The 24,738-nt window shown below is 70.6% G+C and carries 22 protein-coding genes and 1 pseudogene; 7 read left to right on the plus strand and 16 right to left on the minus strand.

Annotated features, from left to right (window positions below):
* Positions 1-39: 39 nt before the first annotated feature.
* The 3 genes from ACFVYR_RS06830 to sodN all read right to left on the minus strand — a co-directional run bounded on the left by ACFVYR_RS06830 (position 40) and on the right by sodN (position 1,416).
* Complete coding sequence (locus ACFVYR_RS06830; protein WP_384249138.1) at positions 40-267, minus strand: ANTAR domain-containing protein; 228 nt, start codon at positions 265-267, stop codon at positions 40-42.
* The gene (locus tag ACFVYR_RS06835) at positions 264-770 is read right to left on the minus strand and encodes a GAF domain-containing protein (protein WP_384249136.1); all 507 of its coding nucleotides are present in this window, start codon (positions 768-770) and stop codon (positions 264-266) included. Before ACFVYR_RS06835 ends, ACFVYR_RS06830 begins: the two co-directional genes overlap by 4 nt.
* A 250-nt stretch (positions 771-1,020) precedes the next feature.
* Entirely contained in the window at positions 1,021-1,416 is a 396-nt protein-coding gene (sodN, locus tag ACFVYR_RS06840) for a superoxide dismutase, Ni (RefSeq protein WP_164560667.1), read from the minus strand.
* Positions 1,417-1,559: 143 nt separating this feature from the next.
* Here sodN and sodX point away from each other — a divergent pair, with 143 nt between their 5' ends.
* Positions 1,560-1,994, plus strand: a complete 435-nt coding sequence (gene sodX, locus ACFVYR_RS06845; protein ID WP_384249558.1) for a nickel-type superoxide dismutase maturation protease — start codon at positions 1,560-1,562, stop codon at positions 1,992-1,994.
* Here sodX and ACFVYR_RS06850 read toward each other — a convergent pair.
* On the minus strand, positions 1,877-2,527 hold the full coding sequence (locus tag ACFVYR_RS06850) for a CGNR zinc finger domain-containing protein (protein ID WP_384249132.1): 651 nt from the start codon (positions 2,525-2,527) through the stop codon (positions 1,877-1,879). The genes sodX and ACFVYR_RS06850 overlap by 118 nt on opposite strands.
* Positions 2,528-2,619: 92 nt before the next feature.
* Here ACFVYR_RS06850 and ACFVYR_RS06855 point away from each other — a divergent pair, with 92 nt between their 5' ends.
* Complete coding sequence (locus ACFVYR_RS06855; protein ID WP_384249130.1) at positions 2,620-3,405, plus strand: class I SAM-dependent methyltransferase; 786 nt, start codon at positions 2,620-2,622, stop codon at positions 3,403-3,405.
* A gap of 118 nt (positions 3,406-3,523) precedes the next feature.
* Here ACFVYR_RS06855 and ACFVYR_RS06860 read toward each other — a convergent pair whose 3' ends face one another.
* From ACFVYR_RS06860 to ACFVYR_RS06870, 3 genes are read right to left on the minus strand one after another with little or no spacing between them, the layout of a single operon-like run.
* Entirely contained in the window at positions 3,524-4,285 is a 762-nt protein-coding gene (locus tag ACFVYR_RS06860) for an amino acid ABC transporter ATP-binding protein (RefSeq protein ID WP_384249127.1), read from the minus strand.
* The gene (locus ACFVYR_RS06865) at positions 4,282-5,223 is read right to left on the minus strand and encodes an amino acid ABC transporter permease (protein WP_384249125.1); all 942 of its coding nucleotides are present in this window, start codon (positions 5,221-5,223) and stop codon (positions 4,282-4,284) included. Before ACFVYR_RS06865 ends, ACFVYR_RS06860 begins: the two co-directional genes overlap by 4 nt.
* A 43-nt stretch (positions 5,224-5,266) precedes the next feature.
* Positions 5,267-6,223, minus strand: a complete 957-nt coding sequence (locus tag ACFVYR_RS06870) for an ABC transporter substrate-binding protein (RefSeq protein WP_384249122.1) — start codon at positions 6,221-6,223, stop codon at positions 5,267-5,269.
* A 688-nt stretch (positions 6,224-6,911) separates the two neighbouring features.
* On the opposite strand from ACFVYR_RS06870, the gene ACFVYR_RS06875 reads away from it, so the two are divergent.
* On the plus strand, positions 6,912-8,132 hold the full coding sequence (locus tag ACFVYR_RS06875) for an NADP-dependent malic enzyme (RefSeq protein ID WP_384249120.1): 1,221 nt from the start codon (positions 6,912-6,914) through the stop codon (positions 8,130-8,132).
* Positions 8,133-8,250: 118 nt separating this feature from the next.
* Positions 8,251-9,213 (plus strand): zinc-binding dehydrogenase, encoded by a 963-nt coding sequence (locus ACFVYR_RS06880; protein WP_384249117.1) that lies wholly within the window; start codon positions 8,251-8,253, stop codon positions 9,211-9,213.
* Here the strand turns inward: ACFVYR_RS06880 and ACFVYR_RS06885 are convergent.
* From ACFVYR_RS06885 to ACFVYR_RS06895, 3 genes and pseudogenes are all read right to left on the minus strand, one after another.
* Positions 9,169-9,330, minus strand: a pseudogene (locus tag ACFVYR_RS06885) (helix-turn-helix domain-containing protein); the annotation flags it as partial. The gene ACFVYR_RS06880 and the pseudogene ACFVYR_RS06885 overlap by 45 nt on opposite strands.
* A 132-nt stretch (positions 9,331-9,462) precedes the next feature.
* Complete coding sequence (locus ACFVYR_RS06890) at positions 9,463-10,524, minus strand: helix-turn-helix transcriptional regulator (RefSeq protein WP_384249115.1); 1,062 nt, start codon at positions 10,522-10,524, stop codon at positions 9,463-9,465.
* A gap of 1 nt (position 10,525) precedes the next feature.
* The gene (locus ACFVYR_RS06895) at positions 10,526-11,482 is read right to left on the minus strand and encodes a DUF4097 domain-containing protein (RefSeq protein WP_384249112.1); all 957 of its coding nucleotides are present in this window, start codon (positions 11,480-11,482) and stop codon (positions 10,526-10,528) included.
* Positions 11,483-11,704: 222 nt separating this feature from the next.
* On the opposite strand from ACFVYR_RS06895, the gene ACFVYR_RS06900 reads away from it, so the two are divergent.
* Complete coding sequence (locus ACFVYR_RS06900) at positions 11,705-12,544, plus strand: hypothetical protein (protein WP_384249110.1); 840 nt, start codon at positions 11,705-11,707, stop codon at positions 12,542-12,544.
* A gap of 283 nt (positions 12,545-12,827) precedes the next feature.
* On the opposite strand, the gene ACFVYR_RS06905 is transcribed toward ACFVYR_RS06900, so the two are convergent.
* The 5 genes from ACFVYR_RS06905 to ACFVYR_RS06925 form a co-directional block, all read right to left on the minus strand.
* Positions 12,828-13,010, minus strand: coding sequence for a DUF6104 family protein (locus ACFVYR_RS06905; protein ID WP_003961784.1), 183 nt, complete (start codon positions 13,008-13,010; stop codon positions 12,828-12,830).
* Between the two features lie 132 nt (positions 13,011-13,142).
* Entirely contained in the window at positions 13,143-16,949 is a 3,807-nt protein-coding gene (locus ACFVYR_RS06910) for a multifunctional oxoglutarate decarboxylase/oxoglutarate dehydrogenase thiamine pyrophosphate-binding subunit/dihydrolipoyllysine-residue succinyltransferase subunit (protein WP_384249108.1), read from the minus strand.
* 275 nt (positions 16,950-17,224) lie between these two features.
* The gene (locus ACFVYR_RS06915) at positions 17,225-18,304 is read right to left on the minus strand and encodes an ATP-binding protein (RefSeq protein WP_384249105.1); all 1,080 of its coding nucleotides are present in this window, start codon (positions 18,302-18,304) and stop codon (positions 17,225-17,227) included.
* Between the two features lie 13 nt (positions 18,305-18,317).
* Positions 18,318-19,058, minus strand: a complete 741-nt coding sequence (locus tag ACFVYR_RS06920; RefSeq protein ID WP_384249103.1) for a response regulator transcription factor — start codon at positions 19,056-19,058, stop codon at positions 18,318-18,320.
* A gap of 65 nt (positions 19,059-19,123) precedes the next feature.
* On the minus strand, positions 19,124-19,801 hold the full coding sequence (locus ACFVYR_RS06925) for a spermidine synthase (RefSeq protein ID WP_384249101.1): 678 nt from the start codon (positions 19,799-19,801) through the stop codon (positions 19,124-19,126).
* 164 nt (positions 19,802-19,965) lie between these two features.
* Here ACFVYR_RS06925 and ACFVYR_RS06930 point away from each other — a divergent pair, with 164 nt between their 5' ends.
* On the plus strand, positions 19,966-20,922 hold the full coding sequence (locus tag ACFVYR_RS06930; protein WP_384249098.1) for a rhomboid-like protein: 957 nt from the start codon (positions 19,966-19,968) through the stop codon (positions 20,920-20,922).
* Between the two features lie 67 nt (positions 20,923-20,989).
* Here ACFVYR_RS06930 and ACFVYR_RS06935 read toward each other — a convergent pair whose 3' ends face one another.
* Positions 20,990-22,024, minus strand: a complete 1,035-nt coding sequence (locus ACFVYR_RS06935) for a methyltransferase (RefSeq protein WP_384249096.1) — start codon at positions 22,022-22,024, stop codon at positions 20,990-20,992.
* A 240-nt stretch (positions 22,025-22,264) separates the two neighbouring features.
* Between ACFVYR_RS06935 and lon the strand changes: the two genes are divergently transcribed.
* Entirely contained in the window at positions 22,265-24,685 is a 2,421-nt protein-coding gene (gene lon / locus ACFVYR_RS06940; protein ID WP_384249093.1) for an endopeptidase La, read from the plus strand.
* The last annotated feature ends 53 nt before the right edge of the window (positions 24,686-24,738 follow it).

The raw sequence follows: 24,738 nt of genomic DNA on the forward strand, positions 1-24,738 counted from the left end.
CAGGGCCGGCCCACCAGTCAGCGCCGATGGGCCGACGCTTCACGGATCGCGCCTGAGGAGCGAGGCGTCGGCTGTCCCCTGCAGGACCTGGCGGGCGATCTCGGTGAGTCGCATCTGGTGGCTGCGTGCGTAACGGCGCATGAGGGTGAATGCCTCCTCTACGCCGGTGTCGCGACGGTGCGCCAGGTAGCCCTTGGCCTGTTCGATGATGATGCGGCTGTCCAGAGCGGCCTGCAGCTGCGCGGACACCGTCATCTGCTCACTCACCGCCCGCTGTTGCAGGACCCCGATGGTGGCGGTGTCGGCCAGCGCCTGGCCGAGCCGCACCTGGGAGTCGCTGAGCGGTCCCGGAAGAGGTTGAGCGCCCCGATGACCTGGTCGTGCAGCCGCAGCGGCGCGGCCACGACCGAGGTGAATCCCGTCTCGACGGCCCGCGGCGAGAACCGCGGCCACCGCATCCGGGCCGCGGCGGACGCCAGCGGTACGTCGGGGACCTGGACCCCGGTGCGGTAGCAGTCCCTGCAGGGGCCCTCGTCCCACTCGATGCTGGCGAGCTCGAGCTGACGCGTGCGCTCGTCCGACGCCGCGGCGTCCACCAGCCGTCCGTCCGGAGTGGCGAGCAGTACTCCGGCGGCCGCGACGTCCAGCAGGGCGACGCAGTGCTCGGCGAGCGAGTGCAGGAAACCGATGACGTCGAAATCCTGCACCAGGGTGTCGGCGAGGTCGACGAATGCGGAGGCCAACAGCTCCTCGCGTGGCGGCTCCAGCATGTCCCACCCACCTCCCAGTGATGTGGCTCTACCTTCCCACAGGCTCGCCGCGTCCACCGGCCGTCCAGCGCTCATGCGGCGGTCGTCCGGCAGCCATTCGGCGGCTGTTCGGCGGCGGCCCGCCAAGGGGCCCGACGCAGAACCGCACCCGGCCCGCCATGGGCGCCGTTCTCTCGGCGGTGGGCGGACCGGGTGCGGTCGAAGAGGCGTGACGACCCGCTCAGCAGCAGGTCGACGGCTCGGACGGCGATCAGGCCTTCTTGGTCTCCCAGAAGATCTTGTCGATCTGGGCGATGTAGTCCAGCGCCTTCTGGCCCGTGGCCGGGTCGGTCGAGCCCTTCGCGGCCGAGAGGGCCTTGAGGGTGTCGTTGACCAGCTGGTGCAGCTCCGGGTACTTCTCGAAGTGCGGGGGCTTGAAGTAGTCGCTCCAGAGCACCGAGACGTGGTGCTTGGCGAGCTCGGCGCGCTGTTCCTTGATGACCGTGGCGCGCGCCTGGAAGTGCGCGTCGTCGTTGCCGGCCATCTTCTCCTGCACGGCCTTGACCGACTCCGCCTCGATGCGGGCCTGGGCCGGGTCGTACACACCGCAGGGCAGGTCGCAGTGGGCGCTGACCTTCACCTTGGGGGCAAACAGGCGGGAAAGCATGTGCTGTCCTCCTCGTGATCGTCTTCTCAGGTGGGACATTACTCCGTGAGAGGCGGGTTTTCGCGGGTGCCCCCATGGGCTTAGGACAAAAGTCCAGGGTCAGACTGGGACTGGTGGAGGATAGGACCGGGGAGGTGCCGGTGATGCCGGAGCTGTCGCAGGAGAGCGAGCGCGGAAAGGCCCTTGTGCCGTGGGGCGCGGCGGAGGTGACGGGTCCTTCGATGGTGCCGACGCTGCGGCACGGGGACCGGTTGCTCGTGCGCTGGGGGGCGCGCGTACGTCCGGGTGACGTGGTGATCCTGTGCCATCCCTTCCAGCAGGACCTGCTGGTCGTCAAGCGGGCCACGGAGCGGCGCGAGGGCGGCTGGTGGGTGCTCGGCGACAACGCCTTCGCGGGCGGGGACAGCACGGACTACGGCGTCGTCCCCGAGGAGCTCGTCCTCGGGAAGGTGCAGTTCCGCTACCGCCCGCCCGCGCCGGGCCGCCGCTCGCCGTTCGCGCTGGTGCGCTGGGCGCTGGGTGCCGTACGGCCGGTGCCGGCGGATCGTTCCGTCTCCAGGCGCTTGCGGGCGCGGTAGGCGGCGACGTTGGCGCGGGTCGCGCAGCGGTCCGAGCAGTAGCGCCGGGAGCGGTTCGTCGACGTGTCGAGGTAGGCGTTGCGGCACGGCGCGGCCTCGCACAGGCCGAGGCGTTCCACGCCGTGCTCGGTGAGGTGGAAGGCGAGGCCCATGGCGGCGATCGCGGCGTACCCCGCCGTCGCGTTCGAGGGGTGGTCCGCCAGGTGCATGTGCCACAGCGGGCGGCCGTCGTCGTCCCGGTGGTCGTGGCCCGAGATCTGCGGGCTGACGGGGAACTCCAGGAGCAGTGAGTTCAGCAGGTCGACCGCGAGCGTCTCGTCACCGCCGTCCGCCGCCTCGAAGACCGCCCGGAGCCTGCCGCGTACGGAGCGGAAGCGGGTGACGTCGGAGTCGGTCGCGCGGCGGGCCATCTGCGTGCTTGGCCCGAAGAGCTCCCTGATCGCCTCGACGGACGTCAGCGTGTCCTTGTTGCGGCCCGGCTCCTCGCTGTTGACCAGGCGTACGGCGTAGTCCGAGTAATAGGCCAGTTCCACTTGTAGTCCTTACGGGGGCGGGCTAGGGTTCATCTCGTCGGCCGGTAATAGCCGATTGCGGTACCAGGGTATTACGGAGTGGAGGGGTTCTGATGACGGATACGGAGACGGGAACCGAGGCGGGGGCCGCGTCCGGCACCGACTGGCGTGCCTGGCAGGACAGCTGGGACCGGCAGCAGCAGTGGTACCTGCCCGACCGCGAGGAGCGGTTCCGGATCATGCTCGACATGGTCGAGGCCGTGGTCGGCACCGCGCCGCGCGTCCTCGATCTGGCGTGCGGTACGGGAAGTATTACGGACCGGCTCCTCAAGAGGTTCCCGGAGGCGACGAGCGTCGGCGTCGATCTGGACCCCGCGCTGCTCACCATCGCCGAGGGCACCTTCGCCGGGGACGACCGGGTCACGTTCGTGACGGCCGACCTGAAGGACCCCGACTGGACCGCGGCGCTGCCGCACGACTCGTACGACGCCGTGCTGACGGCGACGGCGCTGCACTGGCTCTACAGCGAGCCGCTGGCCGCGCTCTACGGTCAGGTCGCCGGGATCGTCCGCGACGGCGGCGTCTTCATGAACGCGGACCACATGCCGGATCCGGCGACGCCGCGGCTGAACGCCGCCGAGAGTGCGTATCGCCACGGGCGGATGGAGCGGGTCAAGGCCGAGGGGGTCCTGGACTGGAAGGAGTGGTGGCAGCTCGCCGCCCAGGATCCGGTCCTCGCGGGGCCCACCGCCAAGCGGTTCGAGATCTACGGGGAGCATGCGGACGGGGACACGCCCTCTGCCGAATGGCATGCCCGCACCCTTCGTGAGGCCGGTTTCGCCGAGGCGCGGCCCGTCTGGGCCTCGCCCTCGGACGCGGTGGTTCTTGGTCTCAAGTAGCCGGCCAGCACAAGGGGCGGTACGGATCACTGATCCGTACCGCCCCTTGTGTGCGTTCTCGCGCGGGGGTCCGCCGTGGTTGCCCGCCGCAGTTCCCCGCGCCCCTTACGGGGCGCTCCTACAGCACCTTCGACAGGAACGACTGCGTGCGTTCCTGCTGCGGGTTCGTCAGGACCTCGCGGGGGTGGCCGGATTCGACCACCACGCCCTCGTCCATGAAGACGAGGCTGTCGCCGACCTCACGGGCGAAGCCCATCTCGTGGGTGACGACGACCATCGTCATGCCGGACTCGGCGAGATCGCGCATCACGTCGAGCACGTCGCCGACGAGCTCGGGGTCGAGCGCCGACGTCGGCTCGTCGAAGAGCATCAGCTTCGGGTCCATCGCGAGCGCCCGGGCGATCGCCACCCGCTGCTGCTGGCCGCCGGAGAGCTGTGAGGGGTAGTTGCCCGCCTTGTCACCGAGGCCGACCCGCTCGAGGAGCTGCGCGGCCCGCTCCCGCGCCTGCGCCTTGGCAACGCCCTTGACCTGGACCGGCGCCTCCATGACGTTCTCCAGCGCCGTCATGTGCGGGAAGAGGTTGAAGCGCTGGAAGACCATGCCGATATCCCGGCGCTGCAGGGCGACCTCGTGGTCCCTGAGTTCGTACAGCTTGTCGCCCTTCTGGCGGTAGCCGACCAGGTTCCCGTCGACGTACAGCCGCCCGGCGTTGATCTTCTCCAGGTGGTTGATGCAGCGCAGGAACGTCGACTTGCCGGAGCCGGAAGGGCCGATGAGGCAGAAGACCTCGCCGGACTTGACCTCGAGGTCGATGCCCTTGAGGACCTCGACGTTGCCGAAGGACTTGTGGACGCCTTCGGACTTCACCATGGCGGTCATGCGGTGCCTCCGCGCGGGCTGTTGAGGGACAGCATGTTGGCCTTGATCTTCTGCCAGGGCGTGGCCGGCAGCGAGCGCGACGAACCGCGCGCGTAGTACCGCTCCAGGTAGAACTGACCGATGCTGAGGATCGACGTCATGATGAGGTACCAGCAGGCGGCGAGCAGCAGCGTCTCCACCGTCGCGCCCGACGAGGTGCCGATGTCCTGGGCGTACTTGAGGAGTTCGTAGTACTGGACGGCCGCGACCAGCGACGTCGTCTTCAGCATGTTGATGAACTCATTGCCGGTCGGCGGCACGACGACACGCATCGCCTGCGGCAGCACGACGCGGCGCAGCGTCTTGTTGTGGCTCATGCCGAGCGCCTGCGCCGCCTCGGTCTGGCCCTCGTCGACCGAGAGCAGGCCGGCGCGGCAGATCTCCGCCATGTACGCGGCCTCGTTGAGGCCGAGGCCGAGCAGCGCCGTCAGCATCGGCGTCATGAAGTCCGACCACTCGTCCTTGTAGATCGGACCGAGGTTGATGTAGTCGAAGACGAAGCCGAGGTTGAACCAGACGAAGAGCTGGACCAGGACCGGCGTACCGCGGAAGAACCAGATGTAGAACCAGGCGATCGACTGGGTCACGGGGTTCTTCGAAAGACGCATGATCGACAGGAGCACACCGCCGACCACGCCGATGAGCATCGACAGGAAGGTGAGGATCAGGGTCTCGCGGACGCCCTTGAGGATGCGCTCGTCGAAGAAGTTGTCGGGGATGGCGCCCCAGTTGATGTCGCCCTGCGCGAAGGCGAAGACGATCGAGGCGAGCACGCCGATCGCCAGGACGGCGGCGATGTAGCGGCCGAAGTGCCGGACCGGGATGGCCTTGATGGCCTCCGCCGGGCGGGCCGCGGGGACGTCGTCCGCCGGGCCCTTCTTGGAGATGTCGGGGGTCACGTGAGGTGGCCTTTCAGCGACGGGGAGGGAGGGAGACGGTGGATCACTTGCCGCCGTTGACCTTGGCTTCCTTGACCGCGCCGTCCTCGACGCCCCACTTCTTGATGATCTTTGCGTACTCGCCGTTCTTGATGATCGCGTCGAGCGCGGCCTTGACGGCGTCCCGCAGCTCGGTGTTCTTCTTGGCGACCGCGATGCCGTACGGAGCGGCCTGGACCTGCTCGCCGACCAGCTCGAAGTCCTTGCCGCCGCCCGAGGTCTTCACCGCGTACGCGGCGACGGGGAAGTCGGACGAACCCGCGTCGGCGCCGCCGGAGCGCAGCCGGGTCTGGGCCTGCTGGTCGTTGTCGAACTGCTCGATCGCGATCTTCTTGCCGCCCTTGCACTTCTTCGACTCGGCCTTGGCCAGGTCGTGCGAGACGGTGCCGCGCTGGACGACGATCTTCTTCCCGCAGAGGTCGTCCCAGGTCTTGATGGACCGGCCCTCGCCCTTGTTGGCGTAGATCGAGACGCCCGCGGTGAAGTAGTCGACGAAATCGACGCCGGTGCCGACCTTCTTGCCCGTCTCCTCGTCGATGCCCTCCTGGCGGTTCTTAGTGTCGGTCATGGCCGACATCGCGATCTGGTAGCGCTTGGAGCGCAGGCCGCCGAGGAGGGTGTCGAAGGTGCCGTTCTCGAATTCGACCTTCACGCCGAGCTGCTTGCCCAGCGCCTCTCCCAGGTCGGGGTCGATACCCACGGTGTTGCCGGACTTGTCCTTGAATTCGACCGGCGGGTAGGCGATGTCGGACCCGACCTTGAGGACACCCTTGTCGCGGATGTCCTGGGGGAGCTTGTCGGCGAGCGGGGCGTTGCTGACCGAGTTGCTCTCCTTGTCGTTGGTCTGGTCGCCACAGCCGGAAAGCAGCAGCGTGCCGACGACCGCGAGCGTACCGACCGCCGTAATCCGTGACTTTGCGGACTTGGCTGCGGTCCTACGACAAATGGAGCGTGCGGTCATGGTGGGTCCTCCGGCGGATGAGGGAGTTGCCGATGGGTCGGGCACACACCTTCGGGTGTCGCGACCTCGTGTGATGACGGCATCTTGCCATTCGGACCGTCCGATTCTGGGTGCCGGAGATGTCAAAATCGGATAACGGGCGGGCTTCGAATCGCAACAACCCGGCACGGTGCGGGCGTATGGGGGCGGTATCGAATCAGCGTCAACCAAGAGATATCCGGTGAATCTCGCTATGTGGACCGCTGGAGCGCACTATTCGGAGAATTCGGACATTGGCTGATCGCGGCCCCTGAAAGCCCTCCCTTTCCGGGCAGGCGGGCTGATGTCGGAAAAGGACGGTAAAGGCTGATCATGGGGCTCTTGGGCGCGGAGTGGGCGCGCCGGAGGTGGCACCACGGTGGCACCGCGTGCCGTCGCGCAGGTCACCCGCCCGGCCCAGTGACACTCGTCCCGGCCTCGAGGGACGTCCGCGGAGCATGCTGCAACCAATGTCACTCGCCCGTGTGCACCGCCTTCGGGTACAAAGGTTGGCTACACCCCTCATCCGGGGCCCAGGGCGCGTGTGCGGCGCGCCCGCGTGTCCGTACCTCCCTCCGCCGACAGGCGGGGAACGGACGCGGTGCCCGCCCACTTCTCAACCGGGAGTGGACACCCTCAACTGATGAATAAGACTTAAGGGGTCAGACAAGTGGCAGCGGAGATCGTCAATCCTCGCAGCGACAGCAGTACGGATCACGAAGGCGACGATCTCGTCGATTCCTTCGATCCGGCGTTTGCGCTGCACCGCGGCGGCAAGATGGCCGTGCAGGCCACCGTGCCGGTCCGCGACAAGGACGACCTGTCCCTGGCTTACACGCCCGGCGTCGCGAAGGTGTGCAGCGCGATCGCCGAGCGGCCGGAACTCGTCCACGACTACACGTGGAAATCCAATGTCGTCGCCGTGGTGACCGACGGGACCGCGGTGCTCGGTCTCGGCGACATCGGCGCCGAGGCCTCCCTCCCCGTGATGGAGGGCAAGGCCATTCTCTTCAAGCAGTTCGGCGGCGTGGACGCGGTGCCGATCGCCCTCGCGACGACGGACGCCGACGAAATCGTCGAGACCGTCGTGCGCCTCGCCCCGTCGTTCGGCGGCGTCAACCTGGAGGACATCTCGGCGCCCCGGTGCTTCGAGATCGAGCGCAAGCTGCAGGAGCGCCTGGACATCCCCGTCTTCCACGACGACCAGCACGGCACGGCCGTCGTGACGCTGGCCGCGCTGCGCAACGCGGCGAAGCTGACCGGGCGCACGCTCGGCGAGCTGCGCGCCGTCATCTCCGGCGCGGGCGCGGCCGGGGTCGCCATCGCCAAGTTCCTCCTTGAGGCGGGGCTCGGCGACGTGGCGGTCGCCGACCGCAAGGGCGTCGTGAGCCGCGACCGGGACGACCTCACCCCGGTCAAGCGCGAGCTCGCCGAGCTGACCAACAAGGCCGGGATCAGCGGTTCGCTGGAGGCGGCCCTCAACGGCGCCGACGTGTTCATCGGCGTCTCGGGCGGCACCGTCCCCGAGCCGGCCGTCGCCTCCATGGCGCCGAACTCCTTCGTGTTCGCCATGGCCAACCCGAACCCCGAGGTCCACCCCGACGTCGCGCACAAGTACGCGGCCGTGGTGGCGACCGGACGCTCGGACTACCCGAACCAGATCAACAACGTCCTGGCCTTCCCCGGCATCTTCGCCGGTGCGCTCCAGGTGCGCGCCTCCCGGATCACCGAGGGCATGAAGATCGCCGCGGCCGACGCCCTCGCGGACGTCGTCGGGGACGAGCTCTCCGCGGACTACGTGATCCCCTCGCCGTTCGACGAGCGGGTCGCCCCGGCCGTGACGGCGGCGGTCGCGGCCGCCGCCCGTGCCGAGGGTGTGGCCCGCAGCTGACACCGGGTCCGGGCATCCACCGCGCCCCCTGCCGCGCACCTCGTGCGGCAGGGGGCGCGGCGCGTGTCACAGCCGTACGAGGTTCCGTCCGGGCACCCCGCACGCCTAGGGTCACCTCATGTTCGCTGCCTACGCTGCTCGTATCGACCGTGACCAGCCGCTCAGTGGCCTTGAGTTGGGGGAGCGGCCCGCCCCCGAGGCGCGCTCCGGCTGGTCGACCGTGAATGTCAGGGCCGCTTCCCTCAACCACCACGACCTGTGGTCGCTGCGCGGGGTCGGCCTGGCCGAGGACAAGTTGCCGATGATCCTCGGCTGTGACGCCGCCGGCGTCGACGAGGACGGGAACGAGGTGGTGCTCCACTCCGTCATCGGACAGAGTGGGTACGGCGTCGGCCCTCGCGAGGGCCGCTCCATCCTCACGGAGAAGTACCAGGGCACCTTCGCCGAACGCGTCGCCGTGCCCACCTGGAACGTCCTGCCCAAGCCGAAGGAACTCTCCTTCGCCGAGGCGGCCTGCCTGCCCACCGCGTGGCTGACCGCGTACCGGATGCTGTTCACCAACGCCGGGGTGCGGCCCGGGGACTCGGTCCTCGTGCAGGGCGCGGGCGGCGGAGTCGCCACCGCGGCCATCGTGCTCGGCAAGGCGGCCGGCCTGCGGGTCTTCGCGACGAGCCGGGACGAGGCCAAGCGCAAGAGGGCTCTTGAGCTGGGCGCGGTGGAGGCCGTCGAGGCGGGCGCGCGGCTCCCGGAGCGGGTGGACGCCGTCATCGAGACGGTGGGCGCTGCGACCTGGTCCCATTCGGTCAAGTCTCTGAAGCCGGGCGGCACGCTGGTCATCTCGGGCGCGACCAGCGGCGACCGTCCCTCGCACGCCGAACTCACCCGGATCTTCTTCCTCGAACTGAAGGTGGTCGGCTCGACCATGGGCACCAAGGACGAGCTGGAGGACCTGCTGGCCTTCTGCGCGGCCACGGGGGTACGGCCGGTGATCGACGAGGTGCTGCCCCTGGACCGAGCCCGTGAGGGCTTCGAACGGCTGGCGTCCGGCGAGCAGTTCGGAAAGATCGTCCTGGAGGTCTGAGCCCGTCACCCGCAGACGCGGGCTGCGCACCTGCACGGCCTCCAGCTGCTCCACCAGCTTCCGCAGCGCGGCGGCAGCTCGCAGGTCGATCCGTGGGTCGCGATCGCCCGCGCACAGATCGCCACCGCGCGGCGCGACCGGACGAGGTCTCGCGGGCGGGGCCTCCTGCGCAGGCTTGCGGCGCGCTGCCTGGTGCGGTGGGTGTGACTCCGTACCGGTCGGGGTCACACCCATCGCGTGCCGTCGGTGTCAGTGGCTCGGCGTGCGCAGGGTGGCGCCGATGTGTGCCGCTGCCTGGGTCAAGTGGCGCCGGGCCTCGCGGAGTTGGTCCTCCGTGACGCCGTGGTCGCGGGCCGCGTCGCGGATGTCGTCGCGGAAGCGGTCCAGGAGGCGGTCGAGGTCTCTGCCGGGGTCGCCGGTGGAGTCCTCACCGGCCCAGTCGGGGCTGTACTCCACCAGGACGTCCTCGCGGGCGGCGCTGAACTTGGGCCCGGCCCCGGCGGGCGCCTCCTTGGCGGCGGCACCCCGAGTCCCCGCACCCGCCCCGGCACCGAAGTCCCTGCCGAACTCCCTGCCCAGGCCCACGCCGAAGTCGCCGAACTCCTTGGCCAGTTCCGTCAGGCCCTCTCGTACGCCCGTCGGCCAGTCTCCGCGCGCGAAGTGGTCCTGGACCTGCTCCTGCACCCGCTTGGCGATGCGCTGGACCTTGTCCTGGGCGTCCTTGGCCTGGCGGCGGGCCCGCTGGGCCTCCTCGCGGGCCCGGCGGCTCTCGTCCTTCGCCCGCCTGGCCTGCTCCTTCCATTCCTGCTTGGCCCGCTTGAACTCCTCCTTGGCCTGGCGCCAGCTCTCCTTGTCGCCCAGCGTCCCGTCGAAGAAGTCACCCGGGTCGGGGAACACGGGACCGGTCTCCGGGCCGCCCGCGGCACGCGCCTCCTTGGCAGCCGCGCGCATCTCGCGGCGCAGCGCACCGGCCGCCCCCTGGACGCCGTCGCGGATCTCGGCGGCGAGCTCGGCGACCGACTCGCGGATCTCCAGCTCCAGATCGACCAGCTCGCCGCTGCGGTCGGCCAGTTCGGCACGGCCCGCGTCGGTGATGGCGTAGACCTTCCGGCCGCCCTCGGTGGTGTGGGTGACCAGGCCCTCGGCCTCCAGCTTCGCGAGGCGGGGGTAGACGGTGCCTGCCGACGGTGCGTACAGCCCCTGGAAGCGCTCTTCCAGGAGACGGATCACCTCGTAGCCATGGCGGGGGGCCTCGTCGAGCAGCTTGAGCAGGTAGAGCCGGAGGCGGCCGTGGGCGAACACGGGGGGCATGTCAGAGCACCTTCTTGGGGGTCGGGCCATCGGTCGGGCCGCTGGTTGAGCCGTCGGTCGGGCCGTCGTTCGGGCTGTCCGTCGGCGTGGGGGAGGAGTCCACCGGGGCGATGTCCAGGGGGACCTCGTCCTCGTCGTATGGATCTTCGTCCTTCCGCGGCCTGCGCAGGAGCGCGATGGACCCGGACACGGTCGTCGCCTTGAGCCGGCCGCGGCCGGCGCCGAGGCGGCCCGCGATGCGCTTGGCGCCCCACTGGCCGCTCACCCGCAGATCCTCGAAGGCGTTCGACACCGATCCGCTCGCCGTGTCCACCTCGACCTCGGCGTCCGCCGGATGCGGCAGCCGGATCGCGATCTCGCCCGAGACGCTGGTCAGGGCGACGTTCGTCGGGCCGTCCGCGGGGTCGAGGTCCACGATCATCGAGCCGCTCACCGAGTCGGCCCGGAGGGAGGGGCCCGCGGCCTCGACCGCGGTGAGGTTGCCGGAGACGGAGTTGTACCGGAGGTCGCCGGTGACACCCTGTGCCTCCACGCTCCCGGAGACCGTGTCCGCGCGGACCGGGCCGGAGAGGCCGAGCAGGGTCGTGTCGCCGGTGACGCCCTTCACCGCGGTGTGCCCCTCGATCCCGGAGATCACCGCGCCCGCGCCGACCACGCCCACCTCGACACGGGCCCCGGCGGGCACGGCCAGCGAGACCACCGCGCTGCGCCGCCAGCCCTTGCGGTCCAGCCACTTGAGGAACCCCTTCCAGGGCAGATCCTCATAGGCGACCGTGAGGGTCCCGTCCTCCTCCGTCACGCACAGGGGTGGTCCCTCGATCTCGGAGACCTCCAGGCGGGCGGAGTCGTCGTCCGTGCCCACGACGTTCACCGCGCCATTGACGAGGCGCACGTGCAGTGCGGTCACGGGTGCGTCGAACGTGAGCTTCTGGGGCTCGGCGACGGACCACTCCGACATGAGCTGACCTCCTTGGCGGGCTTCGGCGGGCCGGTACGACACGCCATATCGCAATCTCTGCTACTCACGATATATCGCGGATCCGGAGAGTCAAGACACACGGAAGAGTGAACCTCCGCTGCCCCGCTGCCCTGCGCGCTGCTGCCCTGCCGCGCCGCCGTCCCGCCTGCCCCAGAACAACACCTATGCGCCGAATGCTCCGATCTGTCCTAGCGTGGAACCATGTCGTCCGACTCTTCCGCCCCCGGCGCTCCCGCGCGCGCCAGGGCCGCCGGCGCACTGCTGCTCTGCCGGGCCGAGCCCGACGCCGTCGAGCCCGCGGCCCAGCTGCTCCGCGAGCGGATGCTCCTCGCGGAGGCGGGCCCCGGCTGGAGCGTGCTGGTGCCCGAGGGCAAGCCGTGGCTGCACGGCGAGGAGCCCGTCGACCGGGTGCTGACCGGGTGGGCCACCGCGCTCGCCGTCGGCGTGGGCTGGCCCGTGCTCGCCCTGTGGTGGGACGGCGACCGGTCCGGCTACACCCTCGCGGCGGGCTTCCGGCGGACTGTCGGATACGAATGGCTGGCCAACGGCACACCCGTCGGGGAGGACGAGGCGATGCGCACGTTCGCCGCGCGCCTCGGCCTCGACCCGGTACTGGACATGCAGTCCCTGGACACGCTCACCCGGCCCGACACCGCGGCCGACGCACGCGCCAGGATGCTCGGACTCCTCGCCGTCCTCACCCGCACGGGCCTCACCCTGCCCCCGGGGCTCGCTCCCGGTGAACCCGCCGACCGGCTGCGCGAGGTCGCGCGGCGCCGACAGGGAGTGCGGCAGGTCGAGTGGCCCGGCTGGCGGGACGCGGTGCGTGCGGAGCTAGGGGCGGTCGAGAAGAGCCCGCTCGGCCCCTGGGTGCGCGGGCCCAGGGCGCGGACGGTCGCGGCGGCCCAGGTCGCGGTGGGACTGCCGCTCGCGGGGTGGGCGCTGCGGCGGCACAGTGGCGGGTGGACCGCGGCGGCCGCGCTGCTGCTGGCGCAGGGGGCGGCGGGGCTGGCGTACGACCGGATGCGGGCCCGGGACTGAGCGACGGGGCCGGCCGAGCTGGTCAGGAGGCTCCGTCCCGCCCCGTGACCACGCCTACGGAGAGGTCAGCGGAGGCCCGGAGGCCCGGAGGCCCAGACACCGGAGGCCCGGAGGCCCGGACGCCGGAGACCCGGAGGCCCAGACACCGGAAGCCCGGAGGCCCAGACACCGGAAGCCCGGAGGCCCAGACACCGGAAGCCCGGAGGCCCAGACACCGGAGACCCGGGGACCCGGACGCCGGACACCCGGACACCCAGTCCATCACTGTGGACCACGCGTCGGACTACTCGTCCTCGTCCTCGTCGTCGAGCCGCGCCAGCCACGTCGCCAGGCGCTCGACCGGGACCTCGAAGTCGGGGTTGAGGTCCACGAAGGTGCGGAGCTGCTCGGCGAGCCACTCGAAGGTGACCTCCTCCTCGCCGCGCCGCTTCTCCAGCTCCTCGATGCCACGGTCGGTGAAGTACAACTCATGCTCCTGATGCGGACGGATCGTTCCACCTCAGGATAGGCGGCGCCGGGCGGGCCCAGGAACGCCGGAGGGCCCGGCCCCGAGTCATGGAACTCGGGGCCGGGCCCACCTGCGTACGACCGTCGGGGACTACGCCTCGAAGACCTCGGTGATCAGCTGCTCCTGCTCGGCCTGGTGGCGCTTGGCCGAACCGACCGCCGGGGACGAGCCGTGCGGCCGCGAGATGCGGCGCAGGCGCTCGCCGTGCGGGATGTCCGCGCCGACCGCCAGGTCCAGGTGGTCGATGAGGTTGAGGGCGATGAATGGCCATGCGCCCTGGTTCGCCGGCTCCTCCTGCGCCCACAGGTATTTCTCGGCGTTCGGGTACTTGGCGATCTCCGCCTGGAGCTCCGCACCCGGCAGCGGGTAAAGGCGCTCGATGCGGATGAGGGCCGTGTCCGTGGCGCCGCGCTTCTGCCGCTCGGCCTCCAGGTCGTAGTACAGCTTGCCCGCGCAGAAGACGACCTTGCGGACCGCCGACGGGTCGACGTGGCTGTCACCGATGACCGGACGGAAGCCGCCCGTCGTGAACTCCTCCGTCTTCGAGGCAGCCGCCTTCAGGCGCAGCATCGACTTCGGGGTGAAGACCACCAGCGGCTTGTGGTGCGGGTTGTGCACCTGCCACCGCAGGAGGTGGAAGTAGTTCGACGGGAGGGTCGGCATCGCGACCGTCATGTTGTTCTGCGCGCACAGCTGGAGGAAGCGCTCGATGCGGGCGGACGAGTGGTCCGGGCCCTGGCCCTCGTAGCCGTGCGGCAGGAGCAGGGTGACACCGGAGTGCTGGTTCCACTTCTGCTCGGCGGCGGAGATGTACTCGTCCACCACCGTCTGCGCGCCGTTGACGAAGTCACCGAACTGCGCTTCCCACATGACGAGCGACTCGGGGCGGGCCAGCGAGTAGCCGTACTCGAAGCCCATCACCGCGTACTCGGAGAGGAGCGAGTCGTAGACGTTGTAGCGCGCCTGGTCCTCGGAGAGGTACATCAGCGGCGTGTAGTCCTCGCCCGTCGCGCGGTCGATGAGGACCGCGTGGCGCTGGCCGAACGTGCCGCGGCGGGAGTCCTGGCCCGACAGGCGGACCGGGGTGCCCTCCAGGAGCAGCGAGCCGATGGCGAGGGTCTCGCCCATGCCCCAGTCGATCGTGCCCTCTTCGACCATCGTCGCGCGGCGCTGCAGCTGCGGCAGCAGACGCGGGTGGACGGTGACCCGGTCGGGGATGTTGACCTGGGACTCGGCGATCCGCTTGACGACCTCCTGGGAGATCGCGGTCTCGACGTGCACCGGGAACTCGGCCTGCGGCGCGGGCACGTCGGCCTGCGCGGGCTGCGAGACGGCCTCGCGGACCTCGGTGAAGACCTTCTCCAGCTGGCCCTGGAAGTCCTGCAGCGCCTGCTCGGCCTCTTCCAGGGTGATGTCGCCGCGACCGATGAGGGACTCGGTGTAGAGCTTGCGCACCGAGCGCTTCTTGTCGATCAGGTCGTACATCAGCGGCTGGGTGAACGCCGGGTTGTCCGACTCGTTGTGACCGCGGCGGCGGTAGCAGATGAGGTCGATGACGACGTCCTTGTTGAACGCCTGCCGGAACTCGAAGGCAAGGCGGGCAACGCGGACGACGGCCTCGGGGTCGTCGCCGTTCACGTGGAAGATCGGCGCCTCGATCATGCGGGCCACGTCGGTGGCGTACATGGAGGAGCGCGAGGACTCCGGGGCGGCGGTGAAGCCGACCTGGTTGTTGATGACGATGTGGACCGTGCCGCCCGTGCGGTAGCCGCGCAGCTGCGACATGTTGAGCGTCTCGGCGACCACACCCTGGCCCGCGAAGGCCGCGTCACCGTGCAGGGCGACGGGCAGGACCGTGAAGTCCGTGCCGCCCTTGTTGATGATGTCCTGCTTGGCGCGGACGATGCCCTCGATGACCGGGTCGACCGTCTCCAGGTGGGACGGGTTCGCGGCCAGCGAGACCTTGATCTGCTCGCCGTCCAGGCCGGTGAAGGTGCCCTCGGCGCCCAGGTGGTACTTCACGTCGCCGGAGCCGTGCATGGACTTGGGGTCCATGTTGCCCTCGAACTCGCGGAAGATCTGGGCGTACGACTTGCCGACGATGTTGGCGAGGACGTTCAGGCGGCCGCGGTGGGCCATGCCGATGACGACCTCGTCCAGGCGCGACTCGGCGGCGCTGTCGAGCACGGCGTCGAGCAGCGGGATGACGGACTCGCCGCCCTCCAGGGAGAAGCGCTTCTGGCCGACGTACTTCGTCTGCAGGAAGGTCTCGAAGGCCTCCGCGGAGTTCAGCCGGCGCAGGATGCGCAGCTGCTCCTCGCGCTCGGGCTTGGTGGCGTGGGTCCGCTCGATGCGGTCCTGGAGCCACTTGCGCTGCTTCGGGTCCTGGATGTGCATGAACTCGACGCCGGTGGTGCGGCAGTACGAGTCGCGAAGCACGCCGAGGACGTCGCGCAGCTTCATCATCGACTTGCCGGCGAAGCCGCCGACCGCGAACTCCCGCTCCAGGTCCCACAGGGTGAGGCCGTGCTCGGTGATGTCCAGGTCGGGGTGCTTGCGCTGCTTGTACTCCAGCGGGTCCGTGTCGGCCATGACGTGGCCGCGGACGCGGTAGGAGTGGATCAGCTCGAAGACGCGGGCGGCCTTCGTGACGTCGTCGTCGTGCGAGGCGTCGATGTCCTTGAGCCAGCGGACCGGCTCGTAGGGGATGCGCAGCGCCTTGAAGATCTCGTCGTAGAACTCGTTCTCACCGAGGAGGAGGTTCGCGACGATCCGCAGGAACTCGCCGGAGGCGGCGCCCTGGATGACCCGGTGGTCGTAGGTCGACGTGAGCGTCATGACCTTGGAGATGCCGAGCTTGTTCAGGGTGTCCTGGGAGGTGCCCTGGAACTCCGCGGGGTAGTCCATGGAGCCGACGCCCATGATGACCGACTGTCCGGGCATCAGACGCGGGACCGAGTGGACGGTGCCGAGGCCGCCGGGGTTGGTCAGGGAGACCGTCACGCCGGTGAAGTCGTCCATGCCCAGCTTGCCCTCGCGGGCGCGGCGGACGATGTCCTCGTAGGCCTGCCAGAACTCGAAGAAGTTCAGGGTCTCGGCCTTCTTGATGCCCGCGACGACGAGCTGGCGGTCGCCGTTGGGCTTCACCAGGTCGATGGCGAGGCCGAAGTTGATGTGCTCCGGCTTGACCAGGGTGGGCTTGCCGTCCTTCTCGACGAAGGAGTAGTTCATCGAGGGCATGGCCTTGATGGCCTGCACCATCGCGTACCCGATGAGGTGCGTGAAGGAGATCTTCCCGCCGCGGGCGCGCTTGAGGTGGTTGTTGATGACGATGCGGTTGTCGAAGAGCAGCTTCACCGGGACCGCGCGGACCGACGTCGCCGTCGGGACCTCGATCGAGGCGTTCATGTTCTTGGCGACGGCGGCGCTCGGGCCGCGCAGCGTCACGTACTCGGGCCCGGACGGGGCCTCGGTCGCGGGCTCCGCCTTGGCGGCGGGCTTCTCGGCCGCGGGCTTGGTCGCCGCGGGCTTGGCTGCCGCGGGGGCCGGAGCGGCTGCCGCGGGCTTCGCGGGAGCTGCCGGAGCCGCGGTGGCGGGCGCGGCCTGGGCCGCGGGCTTCGCCGGGGCGGCGGGCGCGGCGGGAGCACTGGTGTCCGCGGCCCCCGCGGCCGCGTCACCCGCCGGCTTCGCCGGGGCGGCTGCGGAGGCGCCCGCCCCTGGCTTGTAGTCGGCGAAGAAGTCCCACCAGGCTCGGTCGACCGAGTTCGGGTCCTGGAGGTACTGCTGATAGATCTCGTCGACGAGCCACTCGTTGGGACCGAAGGCAGCGGCAGGGTCCTTGCCCTGCCCGTCTTGGTCGGTCGAGATGCTCGAGCTACTGGGGGACTGTGACGACACGGCGGTAACCGCCCTCTTCCGCTTCACAAGGTGATGGACAGCGGAAATAAAGGCTACGCCTCCCAGGGCGTGAGGTGCAGACCGGGCCGGGCATCCGTCGCGTAAGTCACACCGGAGCAATGGTTTCGGCGCGGTAATTGGCGGGAAACAAGCGAGGTTCCGCAACGCCAGATGGCCGCGCGGGTACGTCGGTCGGACGTCTACGCGCGGCGGCGGCCCCCGGGCGCCCTTGAGCAGCCCGGTTCATCGCTTCCGCTTCGAACCCTACGTCAACTTCACGCTTCGGGCAGGCCCGGAAGAGTGACCTGGATCCGGCAACCGCGAGAGGATTCGGCCACCCCGATGTGACCGCCGTGCAGATCCACCGCCCACCGCGCGATGGCGAGGCCGAGCCCCGTGCCGCCGTCGTTGCCGGAGCCCTTGGCCTGGGCGCCCGCGTGGCCGCCGCGGTTGAAGCGCTCGAAGACGCGGTGCCACTCCGACTCCGGGATGCCGGGGCCCTCGTCGAGCACCTCGAGCTCCAGGGACTCGGGGTAGGGGCCGCGCCGGGCCCGTACCGTCACGCGCCCGTGCGGCGGGCTGTGCTTGACCGCGTTGTCGATGAGGTTCGCCACCACTTGGTGGAGCCGCTCCACGTCCGCGTGCGCCGTCAGCTCCGGGGGCGACACGTCGAGGTGCAGATGGACGTCCGTACGGGTGTGGCTGCCGGAGCCCGAAGCGATGCCCGCGCGCGCGGAGGCCACCATGTTGGCCTCCTTCAGGACGCCCGAAAGGTAGGGCCACACCTCGAAGCGGCGCGCCTTGAGCGGCACGACGCCGTTGTCCAGACGGGACAGGTCGAGCAGCGTCTCCACGAGCCGCCCCAGGCGCTCGGTCTGCTTCAGGGCCGTACGCATCGTCTCGGGGTCGGCGGCCGAGACGCCGTCCACGACGTTCTCCAGGACCGCGCGCAGGCCCGCGATGGGCGTGCGCAGCTCGTGCGAGACGTTGGCGACGAGCTCCTTGCGCTGGGTGTCCTGCGCCTCCAGGTCGTCGGCCATGGCGTTGATCGTGGAGGCCACGTCGCCCAGCTCGTCGCGCCGGTCGGCACCGCGCGCCCGGCGCGTGTAGTCGCCGTGCGAGACGGCGCGGGCCACCGCGTTCATCTCGTCCAGCGGCGCGGTGAGGCTGTGCGCCACGAACTGCGTGATGAGCAGGGTGGCGATCACCGAGAAGACGGTGATGAAGCGCAGCTCGGTCTCCGTCTTCATGGCCACGAGGAGCAGACCCGTGGTGATGAACACCGAGACGACCACGAGGGCGCCGAGCTTGGTCTTGATGGAGAAGGGCCGCAGTCCCTGGAAGGGTCCGCTCATCGCGCGACCTGCCTCACGGGGTGGGGGTCTCCAGCGCGTACCCGACGCCGTGCACGGTACGGATCCGCTCCGCCCCGATCTTCCGGCGCAGCGCCTTGATGTGGCTGTCGACGGTACGGGTGCCCGACGCGTCGGCCCAGTCCCACACCTCCGCGAGCAGCTGCTCGCGGGAGAGGACGGCGCGCGGGGTGTTGGCCAGGCAGACGAGGAGGTCGAACTCGGTGGGCGTCAGGTGGACGTCCTCGCTGCGCACCCGCACACGCCGCTGGGCGTGGTCGATCTCCAGTTCGCCCAGGCGCAGGATGCCGCTGCGGGGCGTGGTCGCGGCGAGCGCGGCCCGCTCGACCCGGCGCAGCAGGACGTGCACCCGGGCCGCGAGCTCCCGCATGGAGAACGGCTTGGTCATGTAGTCGTCCGCGCCGACCCCGAGCCCGACCAGCATGTCCGTCTCGTCGTCACGCGCGGTGAGCATGAGCACCGGGACGGGCCGCTGGGCCTGCACGCGCCGGCACACCTCCAGGCCGTCGAAGCCCGGCAGCATGATGTCGAGGATCAGCAGGTCGGGCTGCCATGCCTGGGCGGTGTCGACCGCCGAAGGGCCGTCGACCGCCGTTTGCACAACAAAACCCTCGGCACGCAGCCGTGCGGCGATGGCGTCGACGATCGTCGGGTCGTCCTCGACCACCAGCACCCGGCGCTGGGAGCCGGGTGTCGCCGCCGCGGCGCCGTTGTGGGAGGTGTGTGTCTGCTCCATCGCCCGCCCCTGACACTGATCGCTTGTGTTCGGTCAGCAGAGTACGGGTCGCGAAGGCACCTCGGCTACGCAGCCCTGACGCCGAGATGGACCACGTCCGGGACGCCTCGGGCAACGGGGATCTCTTCCGTCCGTACCCTCTGGAATCCGGCATTCCGTAGAGCGTCGTCGAAAGCGGACGAGGGTTGGGCGGACCACACGGCGAGCACTCCGCCGGGGTTGAGACGTGCTTTGCACGCCGTCAGACCGGCTGGCGAGTAAAGGGAGTTGTTGCCCTCCGTCACCGTCCAGTCGGGGCCGTTGTCGATGTCCAGGCAGAGCGCGTCATACGTCTCCGTGGCCTCCGAGAGGTAGGTGACGAGGTCGGTGTGAAGAATCTGCGAACGACGGTCGGCGAGCGCTGCCGCGGAGAGCCCGGCGAGCGGTCCGCCGCGGTGCCAGTCGATGATCGCCCGCTCGCGCTCGACGACGGCGATGCGTCCCCAGCGGGGGTCAGCGGCGGCGTGCGCGAGGGAGAACCCGACGCCGAGCCCGCCGATCAGGACGCTGGGTCCGGGGCGGTCGTCGAGGGCGTCGCGGGCCGCGTCGACGAGCAGCCGCTCGGAGCGGCCGTCGGAGGTGTCCATCAGGAAGCAGCCGTTGGCGATGATCTGCAGCAGCTCACCGTGGCGCCGCAGGACGACCTCGCCGAACGGACCCTCGCGCCGGTCGAGGACGACGGGGGCGGTGGTGTGGGTGTGCATGGCGTCAGCGTATTTCCACGGCGGGCCCGGTTTCCGGTGGGTTCCGCGCGACGCAGGACGCGCCGCGCGGGTTGCCTGTGAGACGTACCTCACGTAGTACCTGTCATAGACAACGCCGGAAAGGAGGGCAAAGGGTGGGGTGGGACGGAAGGAGCGCCTCACCCGTGAACCAGAGAGTGCAGCCCGCCGGGGCCGCGCCCGACGCGAGAACGCCGGGCCCGGCGACGCCCGGCGCGGAGCCGTCCGGCACCCCTGCCACCGAGACCACCGAGGTGCCCCGCACCCTCGACGGGATACCGCAGCAGTCCACCCGCCGATGCGAGCCCCCGTCGGCCGGGACCGCCGCCCGTACCGCCACCCGTACCGGCCCCGTCTCCGGCCCCCTCGCCGCGCCGGGCCTCGCTCGCATCCGCGCCCTGCCCAAGGTGTGGCGGCTGCTGCCCACCCCCACCGGTACGCCCTTCACCTTCGGGTACGCCCTCGTGCTCGCCGTCACCTCGATGGTGATGCAGCACGCCGACCCCGACCTCGTCTACTCGCTGCTCCAGGGTTCGAGCACCGATGTCGCGCACCTCGCGCACAGCCCCGCCCTCGTCCTGGTCGCCAGCGCGCTGTGGATCGCGGGCGGCGTCACCTCCCCGTACGCGATCGGGTTCCTGCTCGTCCTCACCGCGCTGGAGCGCCGCATCGGCGGCATCCGCGCCGCCGGGGTCTTCCTCCTCGGCCATGTCGTCGCCACGCTCGTGACCGAGGTCCCGGTCGCCTTCTCGGTCCTCGCGGGGCAGCTGCCGGGCAGCTCGCTGCACCGCCTCGACTACGGCATCAGCTTCGGCGTGGCCGCCAGCGTCGGCGCGCTCGCGGGGCTCCTCTCGCCGTGGCCGCGCTGGGCCGTCCTCGCCGGATTCGGGTGGATGCTGGTCGAGGACCTGATCGAGTTCGCCGACCCCATGACGAACTGGGGCCATCTGCTCGCGCTCCTGATCGGCGTCTCCACCTGGCCGCTGCTCAGGCGAGGGCGGCAGCCGGCCGGGCCGGTGCGTGGCGCGGCGGCCACGGGCCAGGACCGCCGCCGCCCACAACGCCCGCAACGCGCGGAAGCCGGACCGCACAGGGCACGGTGAAGCCGGAGCCCGGCCACACGGCGCCGAGCCGCACCGCGCCGACCGAGCCACACCGCACCGCGCCGCGCTACGCCGCCTCCGCCTCCACGATCGACGCGAACATCTCGGTCGGCAGGATCCGCGTCAGCCGCAGCCCCGCCACCGTGAGCAGCGCCGAGAACTCGTCCTCCGTGCGCTCCTGGCCGTCCACGATCGCCGCCATCGCCACGTCCAGGGTCTTGCCGAGGTGGGGCGCGTTGCCGGCGGGCAGGACGCAGTCGACGATCAGGAGACGGGCGTCCGGCGCCATCGCCGCGCGGCAGTTGCGCAGGATCCGCAGACAGGCGTCGTCGGGCCAGTCGTGCAGGACGTGCTTGAGGACGTAGATGTCGCCGCCCTCGGGGACCTGCGTGAAGAAGTCCCCCGACTCGGCACGCCACCTGCCCCGGACCGCGTCGTCCCCGGCCAGCATGTGCGTGGTCACCGCGGCCGGCTGGTCGAACAGGACGCCCGTCAGGCCGGGGCGCCCGCGCAGGACCGTGCGGAGCAGCCCGCCGCGCCCGCCGCCGACGTCCACCACGATGCCCTTGTCAGGGAAGGGGTACGTCCCGGCGACCACCGCGTCGAACGGACCCGACAGCGACGCCATGCCGCTGTCGAAGAGGTCCCGCAGCGCCGGGTCGTCGGCCAGGTGGTCGAAGAACGGCTTCCCGAAGAGGCGCTCGAAGGACGGTCCTGCCTGACGCACCGTCTCCTCCAGACCCGCCGAGGTCTGCTGGAACGCCGGATCGGTCAGCATCAGGACCGCCGCGTGCAGGGAATTCGGCACGTCCGTGCGCAGGGCGTCGGCGAGCGGGGTGAGGTGGAACGCACCCGTCCCGTCCTCGCGGAAGATGTCGCGCGTGGCGAGGTAGCGCAGGACCCGGCGCAGATGTCCGGCATGCGTGTCGGTGAGTTCGGCCAGCTGCCCCGCAGTGCGCGGGCCTGCCGCGAGCCGGTCGGCGATCCGGCAGCGCGCCGCCGTGCGCAGCGCCGCCGAGAAGAGGTGCCCCAGCGCGTAATCGGCGAGCTGACCGGCCGTGTCCTGCAGGCCGTGGTCGCCGGTCCCGGGTGTGTCCACCATGGATGCCCTCCGTGAGAGTCGGAGTGTCCACGGTCCCAACGGAACGGCCGCAGGGGAACGCCGTCCGGCGGCCATCCCCGGGCCGCGTGACCGGAAATGGGCCCTCGCCGCCCCTCGCCGCGCATTCCGTGTCAGTGGCCGATTCCGGGTGATCGCTCACAGCGAACAAGCCGGGGGAACATCCAGGCGCTCATAACCATTGAGTCGGTATAGCTCAACTTGAATGCCGAAGGGGAGATCATGGCTACTGAGTCCACCACGTCCACGTCGCTCACTCTGCCCGTGCTGCCGCTCGACGACGAGGTCGTCCTGCCCGGCATGGTCGTGCCCTTCGATCTGTCCGACGCGGACGTGCGGGCCGCGGTGGAGGCCGCGCAGGCCGCCGCCCGCTCCGAGGGCGACAGCAAGCCGAAGGTGCTCCTTGTTCCGCGCATCGACGGGACGTACGCCGCGACCGGCGTCCTCGGCACCGTCGAGCAGGTCGGGCGGCTCTCCGACGGCGACCCCGGCGCCCTCATCCGCGGCCGCGACCGCGTGCGGATCGGCGCGGGGACGACCGGCCCCGGCGCGGCCCTCTGGGTCGAGGGGCTGAAGATCGACGACGTCGTGCCCGAGCCCCTGCCCGGGGCCGTCACCGAGCTCGTCAAGGAGTACAAGGCGCTCGCCACCAGCTGGCTGAAGAAGCGCGGCGCCTGGCAGGTCGTCGACCGCGTCACGCAGATCGACGACGTCTCCGCGCTCGCCGACAACTCCGGCTACTCACCGTTCCTGACCACCCAGCAGAAGATCGAGCTCCTGGAGACCGACGACGCGGTCGCCCGCCTCAGGCTCGCCACCGAGCAGCTGCGTGAGCACCTCGCCGAGCAGGACGTCGCCGAGTCCATCGCCAAGGACGTCCAGGAGGGCGTGGACAAGCAGCAGCGCGAGTTCCTGCTGCGGCGCCAGCTCGACGCCGTCCGCAAGGAGCTGCGCGAGCTGAACGGCGACAGCAAGGACTCGGCCGAGGAGTCCGACGACTACCGCGCCCGCGTCGAGGCCGCCGACCTCCCCGAGAAGGTGCGCGAGGCCGCCCTCAAGGAAGTCGACAAGCTGGAGCGCGCCAGCGACCAGTCGCCCGAGGGCTCCTGGATCCGCACCTGGCTGGACACCGTCCTCGAACTGCCCTGGAACGAACGCACCGAGGACCAGTACGACATCAAGGGCGCCCAGCGGATCCTCGACGCCGAGCACTCCGGGCTGCAGGACGTCAAGGAGCGCATCACCGAGTACCTCGCGGTGCGCAAGCGCCGCTCCGAGCGCGGCCTCGGCGTCGTCGGGGGCCGTCGTGGCGGCGCGGTCCTCGCCCTGGTCGGCCCGCCCGGCGTCGGCAAGACCTCGCTGGGCGAGTCCGTCGCGCACGCCATGGGCCGCAAGTTCGTGCGGGTCGCGCTCGGCGGCGTACGCGACGAGGCAGAGATCCGCGGCCACCGGCGTACGTACGTGGGGGCCCTGCCCGGCCGGATCGTGCGGGCCGTCAAGGAGGCCGGGTCCATGAACCCGGTCGTGCTCCTCGACGAGATCGACAAGGTGGGCTCGGACTTCCGGGGCGACCCGGCCGCCGCCCTCCTCGAAGTCCTCGACCCGGCGCAGAACCACACCTTCCGCGACCACTACCTGGAGGTCGAACTCGACCTCAGCGACGTCGTCTTCCTCGCGACGGCGAACGTCCTCGAAGCCATCCCCGAGCCCCTGCTCGACCGCATGGAGCTGGTCAGGCTGGACGGTTACACCGAGGACGAGAAGGTCGTCATCGCCCGCGACCACCTGCTCCCGCGCCAGCTGGAGCGGGCGGGCCTGGAGAAGGACGAGGTGACGCTGGACGAGAGCGCGCTGCGCAAGCTCGCAGGCGAGTACACGCGCGAAGCGGGCGTACGCAACCTGGAGCGCTCCGTGGCCCGGCTGCTCCGCAAGGTCGCCGCGCAGCACGAACTGGGCGAGAAGGAGCTGCCGTTCACCGTCACGGACGCCGATCTGCGGGAGCTGATCGGACGACCGCGGCACGTGCCCGAGTCGGCGCAGGACCCGGCCGAGCGGCGCACGGCGGTGCCGGGCGTGGCCACCGGGCTCGCGGTCACCGGCGCGGGCGGCGACGTGCTCTTCGTGGAGGCCTCGCTCGCCGACCCGGAGACCGGGGCCTCGGGGCTCACGCTCACCGGCCAGCTCGGTGACGTCATGAAGGAGTCGGCGCAGATCGCGCTGAGCTTCCTGCGCTCCCACGGCGCCGAACTGGAACTGCCCGTCGCCGACCTGAAGGAGCGGGGCGTGCACGTCCACTTCCCGGCCGGCGCGGTGCCCAAGGACGGGCCGAGCGCGGGCGTCACGCTGACGACCGCCCTCGCCTCACTGCTCAGCGGGCGGCTCGTCCGGACGGACGTGGCGATGACCGGCGAGGTCTCGTTGACCGGCCGGGTCCTGCCGATCGGCGGCGTCAAGCAGAAGCTGCTGGCCGCGCACCGCGCCGGGATCACCACGGTGATCATCCCCAAGCGGAACGAGGCGGACCTCGACGACGTCCCGGCCGAGGTCCTTCAGAAGCTCGACGTGCACGCGGTCACGGACGTCCGCCAGGTGCTCGAACTGGCGCTCACCGAGGCCGAGGTGCGGGTCCCGGCCGCGGCGTAGCGGACAGCGGAATGGCGGCCACCCCGGCACCGGGGCGGCCGCCATTCCGCGCA

The sequence above is a fragment of the Streptomyces sp. NPDC058284 genome (assembly GCF_042881135.1).
Taxonomy (GTDB): Bacteria; Actinomycetota; Actinomycetes; order Streptomycetales; family Streptomycetaceae; genus Streptomyces.